This window comes from Streptomyces sp. NBC_01474 (assembly GCF_035918215.1).
Taxonomy (GTDB): Bacteria; Actinomycetota; Actinomycetes; order Streptomycetales; family Streptomycetaceae; genus Streptomyces; species Streptomyces aureus.
In genome coordinates, this window is the sequence record NZ_CP109449.1 from 10,174,305 (window position 1) to 10,195,447 (window position 21,143).

16 protein-coding genes and 5 pseudogenes are annotated in these 21,143 nt (G+C 67.6%); 14 read left to right on the forward strand and 7 right to left on the reverse strand.

Features of this window, described 5'->3' with window-relative positions; genetic code table 11:
* Positions 1 to 413: 413 nt before the first annotated feature.
* The 6 genes and pseudogenes from OG758_RS46750 to OG758_RS46780 all read left to right on the forward strand — a co-directional run bounded on the left by OG758_RS46750 (position 414) and on the right by OG758_RS46780 (position 7,983).
* On the forward strand, positions 414 to 1,382 hold the full coding sequence (locus OG758_RS46750) for an SAM-dependent methyltransferase (RefSeq protein ID WP_326715483.1): 969 nt from the start codon (positions 414 to 416) through the stop codon (positions 1,380 to 1,382).
* A gap of 244 nt (positions 1,383 to 1,626) precedes the next feature.
* Positions 1,627 to 2,397, forward strand: a complete 771-nt coding sequence (locus OG758_RS46755; RefSeq protein WP_326715484.1) for a calcium-binding protein — start codon at positions 1,627 to 1,629, stop codon at positions 2,395 to 2,397.
* A 707-nt stretch (positions 2,398 to 3,104) separates the two neighbouring features.
* Positions 3,105 to 3,647, forward strand: coding sequence for a hypothetical protein (locus OG758_RS46760; RefSeq protein WP_326715485.1), 543 nt, complete (start codon positions 3,105 to 3,107; stop codon positions 3,645 to 3,647).
* Positions 3,648 to 3,667: 20 nt separating this feature from the next.
* A pseudogene (locus tag OG758_RS46765) lies at positions 3,668 to 3,883 on the forward strand (transposase); the annotation flags it as partial.
* A 786-nt stretch (positions 3,884 to 4,669) separates the two neighbouring features.
* Positions 4,670 to 5,029, forward strand: coding sequence for a hypothetical protein (locus OG758_RS46770; RefSeq protein WP_326715486.1), 360 nt, complete (start codon positions 4,670 to 4,672; stop codon positions 5,027 to 5,029).
* 404 nt (positions 5,030 to 5,433) lie between these two features.
* Positions 5,434 to 7,983: an amino acid permease gene (locus OG758_RS46780; protein ID WP_326716264.1), complete on the forward strand. Its 2,550-nt coding sequence runs from the start codon at positions 5,434 to 5,436 to the stop codon at positions 7,981 to 7,983.
* Between the two features lie 179 nt (positions 7,984 to 8,162).
* Here OG758_RS46780 and OG758_RS46785 read toward each other — a convergent pair whose 3' ends face one another.
* Positions 8,163 to 8,501: a thioredoxin family protein gene (locus OG758_RS46785; protein WP_326715487.1), complete on the reverse strand. Its 339-nt coding sequence runs from the start codon at positions 8,499 to 8,501 to the stop codon at positions 8,163 to 8,165.
* A 559-nt stretch (positions 8,502 to 9,060) separates the two neighbouring features.
* Here OG758_RS46785 and OG758_RS46790 point away from each other — a divergent pair.
* Positions 9,061 to 10,288, forward strand: a pseudogene (locus OG758_RS46790) (RNA-guided endonuclease InsQ/TnpB family protein).
* A gap of 135 nt (positions 10,289 to 10,423) precedes the next feature.
* Here OG758_RS46790 and OG758_RS46795 read toward each other — a convergent pair.
* Positions 10,424 to 11,650: an IS30 family transposase gene (locus tag OG758_RS46795; protein WP_326708625.1), complete on the reverse strand. Its 1,227-nt coding sequence runs from the start codon at positions 11,648 to 11,650 to the stop codon at positions 10,424 to 10,426.
* A gap of 198 nt (positions 11,651 to 11,848) precedes the next feature.
* Positions 11,849 to 12,988: a PucR family transcriptional regulator gene (locus OG758_RS46800; RefSeq protein ID WP_326715488.1), complete on the reverse strand. Its 1,140-nt coding sequence runs from the start codon at positions 12,986 to 12,988 to the stop codon at positions 11,849 to 11,851.
* Between the two features lie 87 nt (positions 12,989 to 13,075).
* Between OG758_RS46800 and OG758_RS46805 the strand changes: the two genes are divergently transcribed.
* Entirely contained in the window at positions 13,076 to 14,131 is a 1,056-nt protein-coding gene (locus tag OG758_RS46805; protein ID WP_326715489.1) for a ferredoxin reductase, read from the forward strand.
* A gap of 7 nt (positions 14,132 to 14,138) precedes the next feature.
* Positions 14,139 to 15,257: a fatty acid desaturase family protein gene (locus OG758_RS46810; protein WP_326715490.1), complete on the forward strand. Its 1,119-nt coding sequence runs from the start codon at positions 14,139 to 14,141 to the stop codon at positions 15,255 to 15,257.
* A gap of 112 nt (positions 15,258 to 15,369) precedes the next feature.
* On the opposite strand, the gene OG758_RS46815 is transcribed toward OG758_RS46810, so the two are convergent.
* Genes OG758_RS46815 through OG758_RS46825 form a run of 3 tightly spaced genes read right to left on the reverse strand, consistent with a single transcriptional unit; the run spans position 15,370 to position 17,489 of the window.
* Complete coding sequence (locus tag OG758_RS46815) at positions 15,370 to 15,663, reverse strand: DUF1330 domain-containing protein (RefSeq protein ID WP_326715491.1); 294 nt, start codon at positions 15,661 to 15,663, stop codon at positions 15,370 to 15,372.
* A 33-nt stretch (positions 15,664 to 15,696) separates the two neighbouring features.
* Entirely contained in the window at positions 15,697 to 17,130 is a 1,434-nt protein-coding gene (locus OG758_RS46820) for an MFS transporter (RefSeq protein ID WP_326715492.1), read from the reverse strand.
* Positions 17,127 to 17,489: a MarR family winged helix-turn-helix transcriptional regulator gene (locus OG758_RS46825; RefSeq protein ID WP_326716265.1), complete on the reverse strand. Its 363-nt coding sequence runs from the start codon at positions 17,487 to 17,489 to the stop codon at positions 17,127 to 17,129. The genes OG758_RS46820 and OG758_RS46825 overlap by 4 nt, the downstream gene beginning before the upstream one ends.
* A 393-nt stretch (positions 17,490 to 17,882) precedes the next feature.
* Between OG758_RS46825 and OG758_RS46830 the strand changes: the two genes are divergently transcribed.
* From OG758_RS46830 to OG758_RS46840, 3 genes and pseudogenes are all read left to right on the forward strand, one after another.
* Positions 17,883 to 18,620: a dienelactone hydrolase family protein gene (locus OG758_RS46830; RefSeq protein WP_326715493.1), complete on the forward strand. Its 738-nt coding sequence runs from the start codon at positions 17,883 to 17,885 to the stop codon at positions 18,618 to 18,620.
* Between the two features lie 506 nt (positions 18,621 to 19,126).
* A pseudogene (locus tag OG758_RS46835) lies at positions 19,127 to 19,357 on the forward strand (arsenite S-adenosylmethyltransferase); the annotation flags it as partial.
* Positions 19,358 to 19,635: 278 nt separating this feature from the next.
* Positions 19,636 to 20,199 carry an alpha/beta fold hydrolase gene (locus OG758_RS46840; RefSeq protein WP_326715494.1) on the forward strand — a complete coding sequence of 188 codons (564 nt, stop codon included), beginning with the start codon at positions 19,636 to 19,638 and terminating at the stop codon, positions 20,197 to 20,199.
* A gap of 70 nt (positions 20,200 to 20,269) precedes the next feature.
* Here OG758_RS46840 and OG758_RS46845 read toward each other — a convergent pair whose 3' ends face one another.
* Positions 20,270 to 20,659, reverse strand: coding sequence for a hypothetical protein (locus tag OG758_RS46845; RefSeq protein WP_326715495.1), 390 nt, complete (start codon positions 20,657 to 20,659; stop codon positions 20,270 to 20,272).
* A gap of 82 nt (positions 20,660 to 20,741) precedes the next feature.
* Here OG758_RS46845 and OG758_RS49275 point away from each other — a divergent pair.
* Together OG758_RS49275 and OG758_RS46855 are read left to right on the forward strand one after the other, a co-directional pair.
* Positions 20,742 to 20,846, forward strand: a pseudogene (locus OG758_RS49275) (IS982 family transposase); the annotation flags it as partial.
* Between the two features lie 92 nt (positions 20,847 to 20,938).
* Positions 20,939 to 21,040 (forward strand): annotated as a pseudogene (locus tag OG758_RS46855) (LLM class flavin-dependent oxidoreductase); the annotation flags it as partial.
* Between the last annotated feature and the right edge of the window lie 103 nt (positions 21,041 to 21,143).

Consider the following 21,143-nt stretch of genomic DNA (forward strand, 5'->3'; position numbering starts at 1 on the left):
AGCCCCACCCTCGATCGGCGAACAGGCCGATCATGGCAGCCCGGCACACTCGTCATCACCGGTTTACGGATTCCCCAACGGAGTCCTTTAGCTGGGGGAGGTTTCAAAAGCAGGACCGGCTATCAAGCAGGATGGTGCTGACCGGAGAGGACAGCATGAACCAGCACCCGCGATCGGGTGATCCTGGGCATCAGGTCAAAATCCAGCAGGTCGGCCAGGGCGTGCCACGTTGCACGGCGTGGACGGAGGAGCCGAGCGGCGTACCCCTTCCTCAGGGGCAAGTCCACCGCCGATCGAGCGGGCTGCAGACCGCGGCCGGTGTGTAGCCGAAGGTTCTGCCCTCGGACCCAGTTATCTGGAGCGATGGTCGCTGGCCGAGTGACCTTCGTCGCCGAAATGAACTGGTGGGCACTGTGGGACACGAATCGAAGAAGGGATCGTCCTACAAGGGGACATCGTCGAAGGCGATTCTTCATCAATACGATTTCTTGGGTGACTTCTACCGGCTGACGCTGGGCCCCGAGCTCGTCTTTTCCTACGGCATGTGGGAGGAGGGCGACACACTCGACTCGGCTCAGATCCGAAAGCTCGACTACCACGCCGAGGCAGCGCACGCCGTGGGCGCGGACCGTGTGCTCGACATCGGCTGCGGATACGGCAGTCTCCTGCACCGGCTGGTGAAAAAACATCATGTCAAGCACGCCGTAGGGATCACCATGAGCCCCGGCCAGGCCGCCTGGGCCCGAGACCAGCACTGGCCAGGCTGCGAGGTCCGGGCCGAGAACTGGTTCGATCACGAACCGGACAGACCTTACGACGCCATCATCGCGATCGAGGTAATCGAGCACTGCGCGGGAACCACCATGTGGCGAGCGAAGCGCGTCGCCCGATACCGGGAGTTCTTCCAGCACTGCCATTCCTGGCTGCGGCTGGGCGGACACCTTTCCGTACAGGTCAACGCCTGGAATGAGCGCGGATGGCTCGCCTCCCTGCTCCTACCACCCCAGCAACTGGACCCGCATCGCAGTGGCCGCGCCCGCGAACGCCTCGGCCTCAAGGACATCCTCGGCGGCATCAAGAACGTACGCGAGGGCCTTCACGCGTCGCGAAAGGTGTACCCCGAGTGCTTTCTTCCGACCTGGGACGAACTAATCGAAGCCAGCCGCGGCTTGTTCAACATCGTGGAGGCGCGCACCGACCCTGACGACGGCGTCGCCACAGTCCGCAGCTGGTTGGAAAAGGCAGAGGCCAACCACGTACGCGGAGCGGAACTCATCGGCGAAAGCGCGGTGTCAGACATCATCAGGGAGCAGAAGACCGCGCTCAGGTTCCTGCGCGAGGGCCGCTTCACCGTCGTTCGCATGGTCTTCGAGAAGGTGTGAGGGCACCAGAGGGCGATCCTGCCCAGCGTTACCCGTCCGCATCAGACGAGCACCCGATCCATACCGAAGGGGCTCACTGGAGAGGAGCTGCACCCACACGGCATCGTGCCCTTGCGGCGGGCACTTACCGCCCGCGCTCCGGTCAGCGCCCAGCATGCGAAGCGTCTTCCGTACAACCAACCTGCCCTGGTGCGTGTCTTCTCCACGCCCGGACCAAGATCCGGCTCATCATGCCTGGAGAACCATGCGAATCCGAACGGCCGCCACCGCCGCGGGCGGCACCCTGGCGCTGCTCACCGTCCTCGCCCCCGCCGCGCAGGCGGACAGCCACAAGGGCGACACCACTTTCACGTCGGTGACGTTCAGCAAGACCACCGTGAACGTCGGCGTCAGCGCCGCCCAGTCCCTGACCGTCGTCGCGACCGCCAAGGACGGCTCCGGAATCAGCGGCATCTACGGAGGCAAGCTGGTCAGCCCCGACGCCCGCATCGCCTTCCCCGACTCCGCCTCGTGCACCCGGCCCTCGTCCACGACGATGAAGTGCACTTGGAAGTACACCCTGGACGCGAACGACACCGACGACTACGCCGACCTCAACAACAGCAACGCCGGCACCTGGCACCTCGACGCCGAGGCCGCGGCCAACGACCACGACTTCTACACGCTCGACACCAGCAAGTCGGTCAAGGTGAAGCGCTACGCCAAGCTGACCGCCACCCAGGCGAGCCCAGAACCCGTGGTCAAGGGGCGCACCCTGACCGTGACCGGCACCCTGACCCGGGCCAACTGGAACACGAACGTCTACGCCGGCTACAGCGCCCAGCGCGTCGCCCTGCAGTTCAAGAAGTCAGGCGCCTCGACGTACTCCACCGTCAAGACCGTGACCACCGACAGCACGGGCAAGCTGAAGACGACGGTCACTGCGAATTCCGCAGGTACCTGGCGCTGGAAATTCGCTGGTACGAGCACCACCAGCGCAGTGACCGCCACTGGGGATAGCGCCGCCTTGAAGTAGCCCAACAGCCGGTCGGCACCGGCTCGGACGGACACAGGGCACGCAGCGCGCATGCGAATGCCCGTGACGGCCCGGCTGGCTCTCCTCCTCCAGATGGGCCGCCGACTGTGACTTTGTAGAGGCGCGATGCCGTACCGAGCAGTCCCGACTTCCGGCAGTCGGGACCCCCTGCCGGACGCCCCTGTGCTCAACTCGACGCATCTGTCGTCACGTTGACAGGAAAGCCATGAACGGGGAACACCCGGCTGTTCCATCGGCTGGGTTCCGGGTGGTCAGGAGAGTTGGTCTCCGCTGGTCTCTCCGGTTGAGCTGCAGGGCCGGGTCGGCGTCTTCGGCAAGTCAAGGCCTGCCGAAGACGCCGCAAGCCACGAATTGTTGCTCGCGCCACAGCTCGGTGCGACCGGACACCTCGGCGTCGGAGCGATTCGCTGTGCCTCGGGCAGCCGGTCCAGGCGATGTTCATCTCAGCACTGCTCCACCCGCAGCATTGCCCCTGCCCGTGAGCCCGGCCGAGGACGTTGATGCCGATCCCGAATTCAGGCTCTGCTCGGAGTTCCTGACATGAAACGACTCGGTGCCGGCTGGGGCGACCACGATCGAATGTCATACGGACCGGCTCAGGAACCGTTCCCCCAGATCTCGCGTGTCCTCCTTTGCTGCCGACTGTTGCTGAGGGGGACTGGATGCGAGTTCGGACACTAATAAGCGTGGCGGTATCGACTTGCGTGGCGCTGGCGGCGTGCGCGTGTGGTCCGGAGAAGTCGGAAGAAGACACCTCCACGGCCGCGAAGCCTTCGCAGTCGTCCGAATCGGCACGGCCCGAAGAACCGTCGGCCACACCGTCCTCGTCCCCTCGGACCGAGAAGCCGTCAGCCGAGCCGACCGGGGACCAACCCGCACCCAGGACGAAGGAGGGCGCGATCCAGCGGTACGAGCAGTACCTCCATGCTGTGGGCCGTGAGGACATCAACACTGTCTGCGAAGTGGCCGGGCCCGCCGCGAAGCAAGCAGAGGACCAGGGGTTCGGCCCGTGCACGTCGACGTTCGTCGTCACGTTCCAGATGATCTCGCCAGCGCAGAAGAAGGCCCTGCGAACCGCGACGGTCGACCCGCAGCGCGTCGCTGTGCTGGCCCCCGACAAGGTCGAGATCCCAACCGAAGCGATCAGGGCCTCCGTCACCTTCTCCGAGAGCGAGCTCGGCAGCAGCACCCTGGAGTACCTCAAGAGCAATTGGTACATCACCGACTAAACCCGATCCGCCGTCCGCAGGGCCCGATCCAGACTGACGGCCGCTGGGTGGTAGAGCGCACGAACTCGTGGATGAACAACTTCGGCAGACTCCGCCGCAACACCGAACGCCGCCGCGCATGCGTGGAGCTCTGCCTAGCCCTGGCCGCCGCGATCATCACCGTCCGTAGCCTCATTCGCCGGGCCTGGTGCACCCAGCGCTGGGACACTCGACCCGCCAGCCCCCGTATCCGGTAACCCCCAACCACCTACTGGGGGACGCTGCGGCGGCATCCCCAACCTCCTCACCGCCGCCGAGCTCGTCCAATCCACCGTGCTGGCGCTGTGCGTCCAGCTGTGCATCCTGCCCTGGAACGCGCTGGACGCCCGGGAATGGGACCGCAAGGACGACCCGCAGCTGCCGATGATGCACCCGGCCGATCTCGCCTGGTATCTCGGCTTGTACGCGGAGCGGGTCATGACAAGCATCCTCCCAGGAGACAGACGCAGGCGCCGCGTGGCCCCGGAGCGTGTCGTCCGCGGGGCGGGCCGGGCGTTGAGATGGTGCGCGACAACGGCCCCGGTTCCCCTTCCCCGGACCGCGTGACCGACAGCCCTGGCCGCGTCCCTTTGGGTGCGCGGCCAGGGCTTCATGCTGGGGGCGGGGTTCTGGCGAACCGGCCGAGGTGACGGGCTGGTGGGGCTGCCAGAGCGGCGGGGCCCCAACCTCGGTGCCACCAACGGGCAGCCTGGAGCGCGGCGCCGACGGGGGTGGCGCCTGCGGCCTCCTGGGGGTGCGGTGCGGGCGCGGTGGGGGCCCGCACACCGCGCGGACCAGTACATCGCCGCACACGCGACCGAACAGCCGCCCTCTCGGCGCCCCGATCACCGGCCCCAGCGTGGCCTGGAAGTGCGACGTGACCGGCCCGGGACCGGCCGTGAGCTGCGGTAACGCCGCCCGACTGTCCTCCTGGAAGGCCGTTCTCCATCCCTCCTGCCCGCCGGACGGAGTACGGCCCAAGGACACGGCGAGCGGAGGCCATCATGCTGATCAGCCACAGCCACAGCCACAGCCACAGCGTCGATGGCGACGCCCTGCACGTGACGCTGCACCACAACGTCGACGTCAACACCCGGGTCGCGGCCGCCGTGGAGATCGAGGCACTCGTCCACACCCACCGGCCCAGTCGCGTCACCGTCCAGGTCCCCGCCGGGGAACCGACGCCCGCCACACTCAGCGTCCTCGTCCGGGGGGACTTCACCGCTTCGCGTCCCGGGACGCGGCTGGTCGGCGACATGACCGAGCCCCCCGCCCGTACCACGTCGCCCGCCCCAGGTCGGTCTGTCCTACATGCCGGGCGACGCCCTCGTGCTCTGCACCGACGGGCTCATCGAACGCTGTGACGAGGACATCGATGCCGGCCTGGCCCGCCTGATCTCAGCCCTCGCCCAGGACACCGCCCTCCCCTCGACGAGTTGGCGGACGCATTGCCGGCCCGGCTGCCAGTCACCAGCCAGGCCCGCGACGACATCGCCCTGGTCGTCGTCCGCCTGTGACGCTGAGAGACCCGAGGTGCGACGCCGGTGCAGCTCAGAGCCATCGGCGGCTTTCTCTGCGAGCGGCACACAACGGCCGCATCGCCGTCGTGCACGGTGGCAGCCACTCTGGCTGTCCCTGCGCTGTTGCGAAGGGAAGCGGCCCTGCGTTGGAATCAAGTGTGAGGCTCTTCGGCGGTGCCGTGTCGGCTGGTCTCCCCGCTCCGGGCACAGGGTCCGGCCACAAGGGGCTCAAGAACGATGCCCTGGGCATGTTCTCCTCGGTCGTCATGGGCCTGGCCTCCACCGGCCCGGCGTACAGCCTCGCCGCCACGCTGGGCATCATCGTGGCCGGAGTCGGCTTGCAGGCTCCGATCGTCACCATGCTGGCTTTCGTCCCGATGCTGCTGGTCGCGTACGCCTTCCGGGAGCTCAACGCGAGCAACGCCGACTGCGGGACCACCTTCACCTGGGCCACCCGCGCCTTCGGACCGCGCACCGGCTGGATGGGCGGCTGGGGTCTCATCGTCGCCAACATCATCGTCATGGCCAGCCTCGCGCAGATCGCCGCTGCCTACGGCTTCCGGTTGATGGGCCTTGACGCACTGGCGGAAAACCGGCTGTGGACCACCGCGGCAGGCGTCGGCTGGATCGCCGTGCTGACAGTGATCTGCTATGTCGGCATCTCGCTCTCGGTGGTTGTACAGCGCTGGCTGCTGTGCCTGGAAGTGGTGATGCTGATCCTGCTCGCCGTCGCCGCGCTGGTCAGGGTGTACACCAGCCCTCCGCCGACGGCGATCCATGTGTCCGCGTCCTGGTTCAACCCCTTCGCGGTGCCCTCGGTGACGGCCATGACCTCGGGCATCCTCGCGGGGGTCTTCATCTACTGGGGCTGGGACACCGCGTTCTCGGTCAACGAGGAAACCGTCGACAGCACGCGCATCCCGGGCCGTGCCGCGGTCTTGTCCACCGTGCTGCTCCTGGTCATGTACGGGCTGGTGTCCACGTCGGCGCAGGCGTTCGCGGGAGTCGGCACCTCGGGCATCGGACTCGGCAACGCGGACAACGCGGACGATGTGTTCTCCGGGCTGGGTGAGGCCGTGTTCGGAAGTCACGGTACGGGGCTGTTCCTGTCGAGACTGCTGATCCTGATGGTGCTGACCTCCGCGTTGGCCTCCGCGCAGACCACCATCCTGCCCCTGGCCAGGACTGTCTTCTCCATGGCGGTCCACAAGGCCGTCCCTTCTCGCTTCGCCCGGGTCCACCGCAGGTTTCTCACCCCCACCTGGGGGACCATCGGCATGGGAGTGGCCTCGATCGCCCTGTTCGTCCTGCTGACCTCGCTCAGCCAGAACGTCCTGGCCGACTCGATCGACTCGGTCGGTCTCGCGATCGCGTTCCAGTACGGACTGACCGGCTTCGCCTGCGTCTGGTACCACCGCAAGATCCTCACCCGCAGCGTCAAGGATCTGGTCTTCAAGGGCGTGCTACCCGGGCTCGGCGCGCTGTTCATGCTCTTGCTGTTCCTCTACGCCACCTTCGTCGTCTACGCGGATCCCCGGTACGGCACGACCGCCGTCGACCTGCCGCTGATCGGCAGGACGGGCGGGGTCACCGTCCTGGGCCTGGGCGCCCTGCTGATCGGTTTCCTGCTGATGCCGGTGGTCACCCGTGGCCACAGCGTGGCCCTCAAGCTCCAGCGGAGTCTGCTTCCACGCCGCCTGCCGCCGCACGCCGCCGTCGACTCGGCGAGCCGCTACCTGCCCGCCGACAGCGGCTCCGGGGTGGGCGGCGACTGGTACGACATCATCCCTCTCTCCGGTACCCGGGTCGGCCTGGTCGTCGGGGATGTGCTCGGTCACGGCATACGCGCCGCGGCCACCGCGGGACGCCTGCGCACGGGGGTGCGCGTCCTGGCCCGGCTGGACCTTAGCCCGGACGAGCTGCTGTCCCGCCTGGCCGACCTGGTCGAGCAGACCACGCATGAGGACGAAACCGGCCGCGGCCCGGGCCACCTGAAAGCGCACGCCGACGCGGCTCTGGGCGTGAGCTGCCTGTACGCGGTGTACGACCCCGTCTCGGGGCAGTGCAGCATGGCGCGAGCCGGGGAGCCGGTGCTGGCACTCGTCGAACCGCACACGGGCGTCGTCGACTATCCACAGCTGCCGCCAGGACCACCGCTGGGAATCGGCGGCCTGCCCTACCAGAGCACGGAACTGGAACTCGCGCCGGGCACTGTTGTCGCCCTCTTCACAAACGGCCTCCTCCAGACGGCCGACGACCGCGAAGCCGGGCTCGCGCAGCTCTCACAGGTCCTCTGCGACGACCGAAGATCCCTGGAAGAGCTGTGCGACCGGGCGGTGGCCACCATGCTGCCCGGGGCGGTGGACGTGGACGCGACGATGCTCCTGGTCCGCACGCGCCTGCTCGCCCAAAACCGGTTCGCCCAATGGGCACTGGCCCCGGACCCGGCGGCCGTGGCCACCATCCGCTCCGCCGTCGGGAAACAGCTCGGCGACTGGGGACTGGACGACGCGGCGTTCACCACGGAGCTCATCGTCAGCGAACTGGTCACCAACGCCATCCGCTACGCAGGTGGCGGCCCGATCCAGGTGCGCCTGATCCGCGACCGGACCCTGACCTGCGAGGTGTCCGACACCGGCCACACCGCGCCCAATCTGCGGCACGCCGCGAGCGACGACGAGGGAGGCCGGGGCCTGTTCATCATCGCCCAGATGACCCACCACTGGGGCACGCGCTACACGTCCACCGGCAAGACCATCTGGACCGAGCAGGAGCTGCCGCAGCCGGACCGGCAGTAGCACCCAGGGGGTCCATGGGACGGCCGCGGCGCCTGTCGTCGCGGGTCAGGTGCTGACGAATTTCCGTGTCTTGGCTCCCGCGGCCGGCGCAGCTCCCATAGACGAGACGAGACGAGACGAGACGAGACGAGACGAGACGAGACGAGACGGGCGTCGCGGCCACGTGCCGCAGCGGCCGCTCAGAGGTGGCCGTCCAGGAAGTTCCGTACCTCGGCGATGGTCATAGGCCCCGTGCCGTGCGCCACCACCTCTCCCTCCTTCAGCAGGACGTAGGACGGGGCTCCGGTGATCCCGTATCGCTCGGTTGCGGCCGGACAACGCGTGATGTCGGCGCGGACGGCCGTCAGGCGGCCCGTGTAGTCGTCGGCGATGCCACCCACGACGAGGTCCATCACCCGGCAGGGCTCGATTGCCTTGGGCCATGTCCCGGTGAAGTATGCGAGGACCGGAACTCCGCTCATCCCGAGGATGAAATTAAACTCCGCGTCCTCACGGGGTCGGTGAACCCGCTTCGCCATGGAAGCTCCTGACCTTACGTTCCGTCATTCCATCCCCATCATCCCTCGCGCGGTGTGCCAGGCCGGCCCGGTCGGTCGTCCGGTTGACCTGTCGGAAGGGAGGCACGGAGCCGTCGCAGAACCACGGTGGTCCCCGGCGCGAGCGGCCTGGCCCCCCGCCCCTGGTGACCCCGGCCTGCCCGCCGCGCGCCCGTGGGTCAGCTCGTGCCAGGACAGCGCCCTCCACGACCACATGAAAGACGTTTTCCATGGCATAGCTGCCCAGATCACCGACCAGATGCTCGATGAGCGCGTCGACGAGCGAGGGCCGGTGTGCATCGTCCACCGAGTCCAGCCGTCCACCGAGTCCAGTCGAGTCGTATTCGCCACCCCGCTTCTCAGAGACAGCGCCCCCGACGGGCTTGCCGAGGCCTTGTTTGGTTCACCGGATTCCTGCGGAGCGGGGCAGGGGAAGCTGATTCGCTGGCAGGGCGGATCGGCTTCCCCTGCCGTGGTGGTGAGCCAGCCCCCGTTGGATCAGAATTCTCAACTGTCAGTCCTCCCGGGTAGGTTGCTGTTCATGACGACCGCGGCGCAGGAAACGAAAGGTGTCGGGCATGCCCGCTACACCTTCCGCCTTCGCGTGTCGTCCACCGCAACTGGCGCTCTCGAAGCGGAATGGGCGCGGTGCCGGTGGCTGTGGAATGAGTGCTGCGCCCGCTCGAAGAAGGCGCACGCCGAGAACGAGAAGTGCGGTCCGGCCCGGCTGGACAGGATGCTGACCGAGGCGCGTGCCTGCATGGGCTGGCTGCGCGAAGGCTCCAGCGTTCCTCAGCAGCAGTTGATACGCGATTTCGCGAAGTCGCGGGCGAAGGCGCTGAAGGACATCAAGGCCGCTTTGCCGATGCGGCAGCGGGCCGGGATGCCCAAGTACAAGAAGAAGCATCAGGACGATCCGTCGCTGAACTACACCCAGCGGGGTTTTCGGCTCAAGGACGGCCGCCTGCACCTGGCAGGCGGCATCGTCGTGACGGTCGTGTGGTCGCGTGCCCTTTCCAAGCCACCCTCCAGCGTCCGCGTCTACCGCGACAGCACCGGGGCTTGGTACGCGTCTTTCGTCGTGGCGAGTGTGACCGAGACGCTGCCGGGAACTGGCCGGGTGATCGGGATCGACTGGGGTGTGAAGGAGATTGCGACCACTACCAGCGACGACCATGACCTTGCCCACCCGCAGCACGGGAAGAGTGCTGCCCAGCGCTTGGCGCGCTATCAGCGGATGATGTCCCGGCGTAAGCCGAAGCGTGGACAGGCCGGGTCGAAGGGCTATCGCGAGGCGAAGCGGCAGGCGGCGAAGCTGCACAAGAAGGTGGCCCGGCAGCGTCAGGACACCGCCCGCAAGTGGGCCAAGAAGGTCGTCCGCGACCATGACGCCCTGGCCGTGGAGGACTTCCGGCCGAAGTTCCTTGCGAAGTCCACCATGGCGAAGAAGGCCGCTGACGCGGCGATCGGCGCGACGAAGTCAGCCCTGGTCGAGATGGGCCGTAAGCACGGCCGGTCCGTGCACCTGGTGCACCCGGCGTACACCACGATGGACTGCGCAGACTGCGGAGCGAGAACCAAGCACGCGCTGCCTCTCTCAGAACGAACGTATACGTGCACCACGTGCGGGGTGTCCCGACCTCGGGACAAGAACTCAGCCCGTGTGATGCTCGTCCGGGCTGGTCTCTGTCCCGGCTAGTGCTGATCGTGTAAGACCTGCATCCCCGCCAGGGATCAGGCGACGTGAGCTAGGAATCCCCCTGCTCTAGGCGCATTCCATAGATCGTTGCAACACGTGATGCTTTCCGTGCCGCTCTTCTATTCGAACGGCGGTGGACTTAGACGTTCAGTCTTGGCTTCTCATCGAGACATGACGGTGGAGCATGCTACCGCGCCACCGCGTGTCAGCTCGCGGCTAGAAGAGCGGCCATCCGGTCAGCCGGCGTCGCCCAATCCAGCACTTCGCGGGGTCGTTCGTTGAGTTCAGCAGAAACGGAATCGAGGTCGATGCGAGTGAAGACGGATAGGTCGGTGCTCTTCGGAAAGTACTGCCTCAGAAGGCCGTTGGTGTTCTCATTGGTGCCTCGCTGCCAAGGGCTGGCAGGGTCGCAGAAGAAGACCGGAACTCCAGTGGCCTTGGTGAACTGCTGATGATGCGCCATCTCCCCACCTTGGTCCCATGTGACCGATCGCCGCAATTGCGCGGGAAATTCCATCATGGCGGACGTCAGAGCCTCCCTCACGGCGACCGCACCCTTGCCGGGCAGATGCAGGAGTTTTGTGTAGCGAGTCGTTCGTTCCACCAGCGTGCCGATGGCAGAGCCCCCAAGGTTCGGCCCGGTGATCAGGTCGCCTTCCCAATGTCCCGCAACAAGGCGGTCATCAGCTTCCGTCGGACGCTGCTTGATCATGACCATCCCGGTGATGGAGACGGAGGCCCGATGGTGGCGTGCCATCGAGCGAGGCCGGCGGCGGTGTCGACGCGTCCGCAGCACCCTCTTCGCTTCGCGCTCGAGCAGGTTCCCGCGGGCATAGAGGGACCGATAGATGGTCTCCACGCCGATGCACATATCTTCTCTGTCTGGATACTTGAGGCGCAGCCACTGCACGATCTGTCGAGGGCTCCACTTCTTGTCCAGGAGGGACTGGATGACAGTCCTCAGTTCCCCATAGCTCTCAATCTTCCGAGCTTTGGGGCGTGGTCGACGCGCAGCCGCACGCCTTTGTGCCGAGTGGGGCCGGTAGGTGCCATTCGCATTCCTGTTACGTCGGATCTCCCGGCTGACGGTCGATGGGCTCCGACCGAGCGCAGCAGCGATGGCACGGACGGAACGGCCCTCTCGCAGCAAATCACTGATGTGGCCACGTTCCTCCTCGTTCAGATAGCGAGAATTCCCGGACGCAAGGTCACATGTGACGGGTTCCCTGAACTCGGGCAGCGGGAGCCGGGCCCCATTACTGCTGCTGGCTGCCCTGCCATTGACCCAGACCTTCCCCGTTCTGTAGCTGACCCCGACAGTGTGACTAGCTTCTTTGATTCCCATGCCCTCTCGAACGAGCTCGACGAACTTTCGTCGCGCTTGTACACGGGCTGTCCCCCCTGGCTTGCTGCCACGGTGGTACTCGAACATGCAACACACCTATCTACCTGTGGTGTTGCTACGACGGTGGGAATGCGCCCTAGGCTGGGGGAGGTTTCAAATCAACCCCCGGTCTCAGCTGGCTAATATCGCTCTTCCCCGGGTCGCATGAGCCAGCTGATGGCACCGAGAACGAGGCACGATTCCTGGACCGCTCGCGGACGCGGTCGTGGACGGTCGAAGTGCGCGTCAGCTGACCCGAAGACCGACCGCCAGCGTCAGTTCAAGGACCCGGTGTGGCGATGCGAGATCCGGAAACAGCTCCCGCAACTGCGACATCCGGTACCGAACCGTCTGGGGATGGACGAACAATTCCGCCGCCACCTCGTCCCGTCTGCCCTGGTGCAGCAGCCACGCCCGCAGCGTCCCCTCCAGCCTCTGTGCGGTCGCGGCAGGCAGGGTCCGCAACGGTGCGAGGGCTCGGGCGCGCAGGTCTGCGAACGCGTCCGCGTCGGCGCTCAGCACCAGCTCGGGCAGGTGGTCCTCGGTGTCGCGGATTTCAGAGGAGAGGGAGCGCGCGCGTACCGCTCGTGCGTACGAGGCGGACGCACGAGTCCATGGCCGGGCCGGGCCGACGACGGCGGTGCGGTCGGTCAGCTGCCGCAAGAGGTGTGATCGGTCGGCATCGGGGACGAGCAGCACACCGGTGGCGTCGGGCAGATCGTCGAGGACGAGGGTGTTCGGGTCGAGCGTGCGGTAGGCGGGCCGGGCCTGGGCAGCGGGCAGCAGGACCGCGGTCAGCGAAACCGGAGGCTGCCACCCGGCCCGTTGAACGGAGGCCAGCAGCACGTCCGGGCTCGCGCCGGCGAGGAGGTCGCGGGCCAGGTGTTCCAGATGGCGCTCGTGGGCCCTGCCCTGGGCGGCCAGTTCGTCGGCGTGGCCCGCGGCGCTCGCGGCGGAGAGCTCGTCGATGTAGGCGAAGGTCAGCTCGGCGAACTTGGCGACCTCGGCGGCGGGCAGACCTGCGGGTACGGCACCTGCTGCCAGGCATCGCCAGGCCACACGGGCGCCGACGCGGTAGGCGCCGAGTAGGGCATCCATCGAACGGCCGTCGCGGACCTCGCCGCGGCCCAGCTCGTAGGCTGCGTCGCCGCCGTCGCCGCCTGTGGCGTTCCCGCTCGCGAGGTCCAGGTAGTGCCCCAGGGCGGTGCGGACGGCTCGGCGGATGGTGCCGCCCATACGGCCCGAAAGGGCGTTGGCGTAGGGAGGGACCTCGTCGATGATCGCCTGGACGATCTCGTCGGCGGTGCTCTTCAGCGCGGCCCGAAGTGCGGTGACCGTCGTCTCGTCCAGGGCCAGTTCGCTGGCCCTCCGGATTGCATGGTTCACGTTTTTGTTCCCTGCGAACAATTCAGCCGACCAGATTTACGTCCTGCGGTCAGGACTTTACGCCTTGAGGCGCATCAAGCTGGAGTCATGACGAGTGCAGCCCTCCGCAGCAGGGCGTGGAAACTGCTGGAGATGGTCACGACGCCGCTGCTGCCGTCGGACTACCTCGACCTGGTCAGTCCGCTGCGTGCGAGCGCTGACCTGCGTGGGCGCATCGAGGCCGTGCACCCCGAGACGGGTGACGCCGCGACCATCGTGATCAGGCCGGGACGGGGCTGGCGCGGCCACACAGCCGGTCAGTACGTGCGGATCGGGGTCGACGTCGACGGGGTGCGCCTGTGGCGTGCCTACTCCATTACCTCGCCGACAAACTGCCAGGACGGCCGCGTCACGATCACCGTGAAGGCGATCCCGGACGGCAAGGTCAGCAACCACCTGGTCCGCAGGGCCAAACCGGGCACGCTGATCCAGCTCGACCAGCCGACCGGTGACTTCGTGCTGCCGCAGGCCAAGCCCGCCAAGGTGCTCTACCTGACGGCCGGCAGCGGCATCACGCCCGTGATGGGCATGCTGCGCGACACCGAGTTCGACGACGTCGTCATGGTCCACTGCGCGCCACAGCCGCAAGACGTGATCTTCCGCAACGAACTGCACGACCTGGTCGCGGACAAGAAGCTGCGGCTCGCCGAGGTGCACACCGACACAGACGGCATGCTCGACATCGCCCGTCTCGACGAACTCGTGCCCGACTGGGCCGAGCGCGAGACCTGGGCCTGCGGGCCCGCGGGCCTGCTCGACGCCGCCGAAGAGCGCTGGACCGAGCACGGCGTACAAGAGCGCCTGCACACCGAACGCTTCCGCCCCAGCATCGTCGTCGCCGGCGACGGCGGCGAGGTCACGTTCAGCGCCACCGGCAAGACCGTCGACGCGGACGGGGCCACGCCGTTGCTGGACATCGGCGAGGAGGCCGGCGTGCTCATGCCCTCCGGGTGCCGCATGGGCATCTGCTTCGGCTGCATCACGCCGCTCAAGGCGGGCGCCGTCCGCGACCTGCGCACCGGCGAGATCACCGAGGCCGAGCCGGGCGTCCTCATCCAGACCTGCGTGTCCGCCGCGGCGGGCCCCTGCGACATCGAACGGTAGGAGCACCTTGACCGCCATCGACCCCACCGCCCACCTGACCGCGGAGCAGATCGAGGAGCTTGGCCGCGAGCTGGACGCGATCCGCGACGAGGTGATCGCCGGCCGCGGCGAGAAAGACGCCGCCTACATCCGCAAGGTCATCTCGGCGCAGCGCAAGCTCGAGCTGGTCAGCAGGGGCGTGCTGCTGTTCTCGTTCTTCCCGCCCGCGTGGCTGCTCGGCACCGCCGGTCTGTCCGTGGCGAAGATCATGGACAACATGGAGATCGGCCACAACATCCTGCACGGCCAGTGGGACTGGATGCGAGACCCGAAGATTCACTCCACCACCTGGGAGTGGGATCACGTCTCGCCGTCCGAGCAGTGGAAGCACTCGCACAACGAGCTGCACCACACGTACACCAACGTGATCGGCAAGGACAACGACCTCGGCTACGGCATCATGCGCGTCGACGAGGACCAGAAGTGGCACCCGTTCCACCTCGGCCAGCCGCTGTGGAACTTCATCAACGCCTGCTTCTTCGAGTACGGCATCGCAGCGTACGACCTGGAACTCGGCAAGAACCTGCACAAGCGCCGCCGCAAGAACCCGGAGTTCCGCGCGCGGGCCAGGGCCGTGGGCCGCAAGATCCGCAAGCAGGTGCTCAAGGACTACGTGATCCACCCGCTGCTGTCGGGCCCGTCGTTCCTCACCACGCTTGCCGCCACGTTCACCGCGAACCTGGTCCGCAACATCTGGACCCACTCGGTGATCATGTGCGGGCACTTCCCCGAGGGCGTGCAGGTCTTCGAGCGCCGGTCGATCAAGGGCGAGACGCGCGGCCAGTGGTACCTGCGCCAGATGATGGGCTCGGCGAACATCAGCGGCAGCAAGGCTATGCACTTCATGACCGGCAACCTGTCGCACCAGATCGAGCACCACCTGTTCCCGGACCTGCCGAGCAACCGGTACGCCGAGGTCGCGGTGAAGGTGCGCGCGCTGTTCGAAAAGTACGAGCTGGAGTACGTCACCGGGCCGCTGCCCAAGCAGGTGTTCTCCGCGTGGCACAAGGTCTTCCGGCTCTCGCTGCCGAACAAGAAGTCCAAGGTCAAGACGCCGGACCGCGAGCAGGAGCTCATCGCGGCCTGATTCCCGGTATTGGTTCAGCAGGATCTAGCGCGGAACCCCGGGCGTTCACAACTTTCCCAACGGAGTCCTTCAGGGCCGGGTCAAGTTGACCGAAGATCCGACCGGACCTCGGTCAGTCGATGCCTTCGACGATGCGGAAGTCGCGCTCGACGCCGTCGGAGAGGGCGACCAGCGCCTCCTGGTAGGCCGCACTCTCGTGCGCCGCGACGGCCTGCTCGAAGCTGTCGAACTCGATCAGGACGGTGCGCTCGGCGATTCCGGCGTCATGCGCCACGACCCGACCGCCACGGGCGAGGATCCGACCGCCTCCGGCCTCGACGGCCGGAGGGGCCAGCTTGTTGTAAGCATCCAGCTTCTCAGGGTTTGAAATGGTGCGGTAGGCGCTGACCCAGTAGCCCTTGGGCATGGAACCTCCAGTGTGGGGATGAGTGCATCTCACTTACGGGTTGGTCTCGGACGAGCGTCGGCGGGCGAGAGCGAGGCTTGTCAGCGTCGTGATCGCCATGGCGCCGATGCCGACCAGCGCCGCGGTGGTGTAGGCGCTGTCGTCGGGGAAGAGGTGGCCGGGGCCGGTGCCCGCGGCGAGGATCAGGCCGCCGATGGCGCTGCCCAGGGAGTACCCGACGCTGCGGACGACGTAGTTGACGCTCATGGCGCTCGACGTCTCGCTCTTGGGGGTGACGGCCAGGATGACGCCGGGCATCGCGGCCGAGAAGCCGCCGACGCCGAAGCCGAGCACGCCCATCGCCGCGAACAGTTCGGCCAGGTCCGACCGGGCCGCAGCGAACAGGGCGAACCCGCCGCCGACCACGACGGCGCCGCCGGCCAGGAGCAGGGGGTCGGCGATCCGCGTCCGGACCCGCGGCGTGAGCTTGCCGGCGACGAACCCCAGCACCGAGAACGGGATGAGGACCAGCCCGGCGACGAAGGTCGTCAGCCCGAAGCCGTAGCCGGCGCCGTGCGGCGTCTGCGCGTACCGGGTGATGAGCGTGAGCAGGAGGTACATGCCGATCCCGCCGACGAACATGGCGAGGTTCGCCCCGGCGACCGCCGGGTGCCGCACCGCCCGCAAATCGACCAGGGGCGTCGTGCTGCGCAGCTCGATGACGGCCCAGACGCAGAGCAGCACCACCGCGACGACGGCGAGGCCCGCCGCCACGGCGAGGTGCCGGCTCCACAGATTCCGTTCGCCGGCGAGGAACAGCACCAGGAGCAGCGCAGCGGCCAGGACGACCGCGCCTGCCACGTCCACGTGGGCGGAGCGGCCTTCGGGGGCTTCGGGCATGGAGCGCCACGCGGTCAGGAGGGCGGCGGCGGTGACGACCAGGCCGAGGCCGTAGGCGGCCCGTACCCCGCCGAGCTCGGCGAGCAGTGCGGTCAGCGGGTAGCCGACGCCGGCCCCGATGATCGAGACCACCGAGATCAGGGCGATCACGGCCGTGCTGCGCTCCTCGGGGAGGTGGTCCCGGGCCACGCCCATCATCAGCGCCGTCAGCCCGAGCCCGACGCCTTGGGCCGCCCTGCCGGCCAGCAGCCACGCGAACGGCAGCGGCAGCACGGTGAGCGCGCTGCCGGCGACGACGACCGCCAGCGTGGCGAGGATCGTGGCCCGCCGGTGCGGGCCGGCTCCGAGCCGGCCGAGGACGGGTGTGGCGACGGCGCCGCTGAGCAGTGCGACGGTCAGCGTCCACTGCGCGCTGCCGAGCGAGACGTGGAACGAGGTCGCCACGCTGGTGATGAGCGGTGTCCCGAGGCTGGCGACCGCCGCCACGACCAGAGCGATGAACATCAGGGCGGGGGCCAGCAGGCGCGCCTCGGAACGCGCCACCGCGGACGCCTTCACCACGATCCCGCCGACTGGCTGCCCGGTCACTGCTTCGGCCCTTCGCGGTCCTGGCTTTCGAGCTCTGCCAGATGCTTCAGTGCCGGAAGGGCCGCCACCAGCGCCTCGACCTCGTCGCCGGTGAGCTCGCCGATCAACCGCTCGAACGCGTGGACACCCGCCTGGCGCCGCGTGCGGACATAGGAGGCGCCGGCCTCGGTCAGGCACACCAGCGTGACCCGCTTGTCGGACGCGTCGCCCCGCCGCTCGACCAGGCCGGACTCCTCTATCACCCGGACCAGGGTGGTCATCGCGGGCTGGGTGACGCCCTCGACCGCGGCCAGATCGGTGATGCGCCGCGGGCCGGTCCGGTCCAGGGTGGCCAGGGTGGCGGCGGACGTCAGGCTCATGTCCCGGGGCAAGCGTCTCGCGGCCCTGGTGGCCAGGCCGTAGAGGGCTGCCCCGATGGCGGCGGACGCGCCAGGAGCGGTGTCTTGACGACTCATGCTCGGAGCATAGCATTTTTATATTCATAGTTTATGGAAATCCCAACTGGCGTGGGCGGAACCGCCTGTTGGGGTGTGACCGAGATGCGCGCCAAAGGGGCAACGAGATGATCTTGCAGCTCCTGAGCGCCCCTCGGCTGTCACCTATTCGGCACGGTGCCGCCAGCGCTGCCGTGGGGACGGGGTTTGTGACGGCTCTTGTGAGCCCTCGCCGTATTTGAGAGGGACACCCGCGCTGTTCTGCCCGCGGCAGAACACCGGCCGGACCGGGCTCGACGATCACTACAGTCCAGTCTCATGACGACGATTACGACGCGTACGGTCGAGTACCCGGCCGACGGTTTGACGATGATCGGGCACCTCGCGCTCCCGGCCGGTGTCGACCGCCGGCCCGCGGTGCTGCTCGGACCGGAGGGCATGGGGCTCAGCGACGTCGAGCGCCGCCGGGCCGATGCTCTCGCCGAACTGGGATATGTAGCGCTGGCCTTCGACCTTCACGGCGGGCGCTATTTGGGCGACCCCGAGGAGATGCTGGCCCGTTGCCTGCCGCTGCTCGCTGATCCCGAGCGGATGCGAGGCATCGGCCATGCGGCGCTCGATGTGTTGCGCACCGAACCGCGGACCGACCCCGACCGGATCGCCGCCGTCGGCTACGGCACCGGGGGTGCCATCGGGCTGGAACTCGGGCGCGACGGCGTCAGCCTGCGCGCGATCGGGACAGTCAACGCACTGACCACGGGCCGACCGGGCGAGGCGGCGCGCATTCGCTGCCCGGTGTGGGCCGGGGTCGGGTCGGAAGACCCGATCATGCCGCCCGCGCAACGGAAAGCGTTCACCGCTGAGATGCAGGCCGCGGGCGTCGACTGGCGCCTCACGGTCTACGGCGGCGCCTTGCACGCCTTCCACCACCCGCCGGTCGACCACCCCGTGGTCTCCGGCGTCGGCTACCACCCACGGCACGCGCAGCGAGCCTGGCGCGACGTCGTCGACCTGCTCGCCGAGTGCCTGCCCGTGACGGAGGATCTGGGGGCATGACCTCGGTAAGCATGCTGGCGCCGGGCCTGGTCGGCGTCGGGCACTGACAGTCCCCTCCCTCAAGTGATCGCACGCCGTACACGTGGCACGCTGTTCCTCACCGACCGCAAGGCCTCGGCCGGAACGCCGACGCTTGACGTGTGCCCGGAGACCGGCCGGGCCCGGCTCTCCTACCGCCGGGCTGAGGAAATCTTCGAGGAGAACACCCGGCTGCTGGCCAACCCGCTCGCCTCACCCGGGGACATCGAGGACCTGGACGGCTTCACACTCCACCGGCTCCGCCACACTGCCCTCACACGACGCCGAGGACGGCACCTCCACCCCAATGCTGCTGGCCCGCTCCCGCCACGCCTCCGTCCGTTCCCTGGAGCGCTACGCCCGCCCCGGCGTCGACGCGGTCGCCCGGCATGTCGCCGAACGCGACCCTGCCACCCGCGTCGCAGGTGAGTCCGAGCGCATCAGGGCTTCAAGATCATGTCGTTGCCCCTTTGGCGCGTATCTCTCACACCCCCTGTTGCGGACCGATCGAGATCGACGACAACTTCGGCTCCACCCTGTACGCCGAAGACGAGCGCGACACCCTGCCCGCTGAGGCCCTCGCCGCCTCCCTCGGCTGCGGCAACCCGACCGCGGTGGCCGACCTCCACGAGGGCGAACGCGTCCTGGACCTCGGCTCCGGCGGCGGCATCGACGTACTGCTTTCCGCTCGCCGCGTCGGCCCCACCGGCAAGGCGTACTACCGGACGGAAGCCGCGTGCTGTCGCAGGCGCTGACGGCTCCCGTCGCTGCGGAGGTGCCCCGGCACGTCCTCGACGCGTGACCGGGGCGCAGGGCGCGAACGTCAGCCGGTGAGGCTTACGTGACGACCAGCCAGGGTCTCGTAGTGGAGGTCCTCGCAGGTTCTCTGGGGGCCAGAGCTGTCGTAGTAGTGCGAACTAAGAGTTGATGCAGCTCAGCGCCAGTGGTGGGAACTCTGTCGATCGCAACATGTGTCGTGCCGTCGCTGAATCGAGTGGTGTCTGTGCTCAGCTTGTTCTTCAACCTTTGGCGGAGCTTCAGCGAGATCGGTAAGTTCTCCGTGGTGACTTTGATGGAGACACAAGGCCGCACATCGATGACCGACGGGGCCCAGTTGCGCTGGATAGCGCTGGGAGACACGTCCCGGAAGCTGCCCGTAGTCATGGTCCATGGTGGTCCGGGGCTGCCGGATTATCTGGGCGATGTCGCAGCTATGGTCGAGGACCTTGCGCCCGTGTACCGGTACGACCAGCGTGGCACAGGCCGGTCCTCGTGGAGGGGGCGCCATTCCCTGGCGCGGCATGTCGACGACCTCGCCGAGCTGCTCGACGCGTGGGACGTTGCCAAGGCCGTGCTGATTGGGCACTCCTACGGCACTGACCTGGGGCCGCCCACCCCACACCCTCCGCAGGCATCCCTTGGAATTGATCCTCTAGGCACCGGCCGCGCGTTGCACGAACCGCCGAAGGTGCGCCCGCACGGCGTCGGGCTCCTCCAACCAGGGTTCGTGGCCAGCGCCTTCGATCCGCGTCAGTCGCAGATCGAGTCGGCGCGCGAGTGATGGCCGAAGCCACTGCGAGACGGTCAGGCGGCGGGCTGCCGGCCCTGGTTGTCGAGGTGGCAGCGGGCGGTCAGGCGTCAGGGTCGACTTCGGGGTGCGTGAACCGCACGGGCTTGCCCAGCGACCGGGCGTAGGCGATTTCGGCTCGGGTGCTGTCTCCGATGTAGTCGCCGACTACGAACACCTCATCAGCGAGCCGGATCTTCGCCCGGTGCAGATCGTCGAGTCGAACCTTCAGCGCCTCGGCCTCGACAGGATCGGACCAAAGTTCGTGCGGCGACTTCATGTCACAGCCCGGTTTGACGACAATCTTTCCGACTTTGGTCTCCCGCAGATCGGCCTCGTTCATCTCGGTCATGAAGCGGGTGGAGCCGCAGATCACGACGATACGCGGGAGGCTCAACAGCTTCTTCGCGTCGGCGAGCTTCTCCTCGGGGGTGAGCAGTTGCGGGTATGACACTGATTCCTCCTGGTGGTGTGCTCCAAGGGGTGCCTGCGGAGACGAGAACGAGGGAATCCAAGATCGTTTTGTGACGAACGACGTGGACACCCTCGCGACAGCACCCTATGCGACGACCGACGACATGCTGAAGGAGCATCCCGACCTGGCGCCGTGGCGCCCGCCGGTCGGCATGACGCCCCGCGTGCGCAGCCTGATCCGATGTGCATGGACGACGCATCGCTGGGACGAACGCCCCAACCGCCGACCATAACCACACGCCTACCCAAGGATCTCTTAACCGAGATTGTCATCCACTGGCCTGTCCCGGACTCGGACTTCGCCATGGACGAGGGCGTTTTTCCGCGCATTGCCACGGAGGCCGTCACGCGGCTTGGCTGATGGATCTCCCGGAAACTACTCGTCCGGGGCCGGCCACAGCCTCTGGAGCAGTTCGGCCGCGGCGGAACAGGTGTGGGACAAGCGCGCCAACCCGAAACAGTGA